General features: G+C 59.6%; 1 protein-coding gene and 1 pseudogene. One reads left to right on the top strand and one right to left on the bottom strand.

Annotation, left to right across the window (positions count from 1 at the left end; all coding sequences use genetic code 11):
* Nucleotides 1–271 precede the first annotated feature (271 nt).
* Complete coding sequence (locus tag BG61_RS37910) at nucleotides 272–1,951, top strand: putative maltokinase (protein WP_081868336.1); 1,680 nt, start codon at nucleotides 272–274, stop codon at nucleotides 1,949–1,951.
* A 597-nt stretch (nucleotides 1,952–2,548) separates the two neighbouring features.
* Here BG61_RS37910 and BG61_RS41140 read toward each other — a convergent pair.
* Nucleotides 2,549–3,101: pseudogene (locus tag BG61_RS41140) on the bottom strand (sigma-70 domain-containing protein); the annotation flags it as partial.
* Nucleotides 3,102–3,390: the final 289 nt, after the last annotated feature.

Here is a 3,390-nt window from a genome sequence, read left to right as displayed (position 1 = left end):
CCGCATTGGTTCACAGGGGGCGATCGGTGACGCTCCGCCGGGCGATGGACGACTGAGTGCTGCGACGGCCGCGCTGTAGTGCGCGACGGAAATTCGCGCGGTGGTGCCAGCGGGGTGTCCGCCAAGGGGCCGCCGGTTACCCAGGCCCCAGCGCCACAAAGGTATGTTGAAGGCGGGCACCTTCGAGCCCCTGGCGCCGACCCCGAGCGTCCGCTCTGGAGGACCAAGGCCCTACTGCTGGGTCACGACGTGATAGCCAAAAGAGGCGAACGTGAACGATAAGGAGTTGGGGAAGGACGAATCAGGCGACACTCGAGCCGGACAGCTGGACGCTGAGCCAGCGCAGGGATCGTTCTCCGGCCACGCACCGCTTGCCGCCCGCGCCTCGTGTCCCACGCATGAACAGATCTCGTCGCTCGACCCATCGGTGTTGCAAGCGTATCTCGGCAGGCGCCGGTGGTTTGCATCAAAAGACCAAGAGCTTGGCGTCGTGCGGGTTGCCGCCTATGCGTGTGTGCATGAGGCTGGATTTGCGTTCGCAGAGGTCGAAGTTGGCTCGCCGAAGGGTGTCGAACGGTATTTCCTACCACTAGCAGTCGTTTCAGACGTCGACGAGATTCCCGAGGCAACCCGGGATATGGCGGTCGCACGCATCAAGCGACAAAATGAAGACGCGCATTTGATCGACGCGTTCGCCATCCCAGGCTTTGCGCGTGGCGTGCTGGCGATGTTGAAAGATCGGACCGTTCTGACGACGGAGAATTTAGGCGAATTCCGCTTCGCACCGACCGACCACATCGATGCGGCCGACTTCACCGAAGGCACGCGGCCGCGCATCCGCTGGCTGTCGGCGGAGCAAAGCAATAGTTCGCTCGTCATTGATGAAAAAGTCGTTCTCAAGCTGGTGCGTCGCCTCATCGGCGGCATCCACCCTGAGGCGGAAATGACCCGATATCTGACGGCCCGTGGCTATGCAAATGCAGGCCCTTTGTTCGGGGAAGTCGTGCGCCTTGATAGCGATGGCGTGCAACATACGCTGTGTATCCTCCAGGGCTTTATTCCAAATGAAGGCGACGCGTGGGACTGCGCGCTTCGCTGGCTGAGACGCGCCATGCAAGATGCCCCCTCCGTTGGATCCGCGCCCGGTCGCCGTGACCCTGACAACGATGCGCAAAATAGTATTGACGGTTATCGGGAGCTCGCGGCGATCCTCGGCCGTCGCCTGGGCGAGCTTCACATCGTACTCGCGTCGCCGACGGGAGAAGACGCCTTCTCGCCGCGGATGGCTACTGCGGACGAGGTGCATTCCTGGACCAATGGCGCGGTGGATCTGATCAGTACGGCGCTTGATATCCTGGCCGGACGGCTCGATACACTGAACGACGCCGACCGCGCGAGAGCCCAGAGCTTGCTCGAACGACGTCCAGTGGTGCTAGCCCATACGCAGACGCTCGTGTCAGAGGACGCCCACGCACTGTGCTTCCGCATCCATGGCGACTTTCATCTCGGGCAGGTCCTCATCGCCCAAGGGGATGCGTACTTGATTGACTTTGAGGGCGAGCCGGCCCGGCCGCTGAAGGAGCGACGGAAAAAAGCTAGTCCGTTACGCGACGTTGCGGGCCTACTGCGTTCACTCCGTTACGCAAGTGCTACGGTATTGGCTGAGCGTGGTAGCCAGCCTGAGCGCGCGGGCAATTCCACGGCCGAGTTGGTCGAGGACTTCTATTCACAAGCAGAGGCTGCCTTTTTATCGGCATATCGCCACGCGCTAGGGATTGCCCATCTCAAAGTCACCGGTGACGAGGGAACCTTCGAAGCGTTGCTCCAGCTGTTTTTGCTCGAGAAAGCCGCCTATGAGGTTTGCTACGAAGCCGCGAATCGCCCATCATGGATTGGGGTGCCGCTGCGTGGACTCAGCGAGCTCGCTGAGCAAGGGTTGGCCAAACCATAGCGATGCCATCGTCGTTGTCACAGCGCGCTTTTCAGATAAGGAGAGCACGCGATAACAACGACCCGGCGTCGGCAGCGGGTTGCTCCTTATTCTCGTTGCTCGGAAGCCACCGACGCGGGATTGGAACGATCATTGCTGTATAGAAATGCAAACTAAAGAGAAGAACTTTATCATGGGGACGATCCTGCTGGTCAACGGCGAGTCGGACATCCTCGTCGTCCTTGAGTTGCAACTCGCCGCTCAAGGATATCGTGTGGTAACGGCCAGGAATGGAGCGGAGGCTGCGCCTTTTCCATAGCCGCGAAGAAGAATACGACGTTCTGAACCAATTTTTTAAAGAGGCTGTAGACAATGGCGAGAAAAATCTCCATATCGTTCATCCTACATTGATGGTGGATCATCGCAGGCGCCTTGCCGCCTCTGAAATCGACGTACAACACTGCGAAGCATGCCGCTTTATGGCGGCGCGCACGGCGAAGACGCACTCGCACGCTGGGCAAGCCGCATCCGTCAGTGCGGCGCTGGTGAGCAGCCGCGCGACGCTGCCTTACTTTCGGACATCTAGCGTGCCTGGCGCGCGAGCGGCGATGTCTATTGCTACTTCAACAATGACCAGACGGTGCAGGCGCCGCATTGGTCGAGATATGGCCTGAGGTTTGTCGGCGTTGCTCGGATGCATCAGCTTTCGCATCGCCTCGCTTTCGATCGGGTGAATACATCCACGGGTCAACGTCGAACTGCTTGCCGAGTTCTTCGAGCGTGTAGTCCGACACGGTGTCGATCCCAAGGCGCATGCGCAGCAAATCTTCCCTCACGGGGCGAGAGCGCATCGCCGATCGCGGCGGACATGTTCGCGTGAACCACCGCGTCTGGCGGCGACGCGGCCATTGGAACTTCGATCATGTCGCCGAGCGCTGCATCGGCGTCCTCACCCACCCGCGTCTCGAGCGACACCGGCTGCTTCGGAATTTTCAGAATGCCGCGGATCTTCTCCACGGGTATCTCCGTGGGCTCGGCTAGCCCCGCCGGAGTGAGCTTCCTGGTCCGTCTGCTGAGGAATCTCAAGCGAAATGTGATTGAGCTTGTTGATCGCTGGATCATGTGCACCGGCAGGCGAATCTTGGTCGGCAAGCGAGTGGGTCACCGCCTGGCCACCAACCACGTCACACCGACAGTTTTGGATGGACGTTTCGAGCAACAAAGTCTTTTGGACGAAACCTTCGCGATCTTCGGCTACGATCAGTGCATCCACACAACTGTCGGTCTCATCCTCAGCGCGTGATCCGAACGACCACGCGCGGATGCGGCTGCTGATCGACTGCGAAACTCTCAGGCTGCACTATCTCCTGGCTCAGAGTGAACAGGTCAGGTCTTTTTTTTAGCTTCTCTAACTACACTAATATAGCTAACTACCCCGGCGGTCGGTCAAATTCCCCCAT

The organism is Caballeronia glathei (assembly GCF_000698595.1).
GTDB lineage: Bacteria > Pseudomonadota > Gammaproteobacteria > Burkholderiales > Burkholderiaceae > Caballeronia > Caballeronia glathei.
This window is presented reverse-complemented; position numbering and strand designations above follow the sequence as displayed.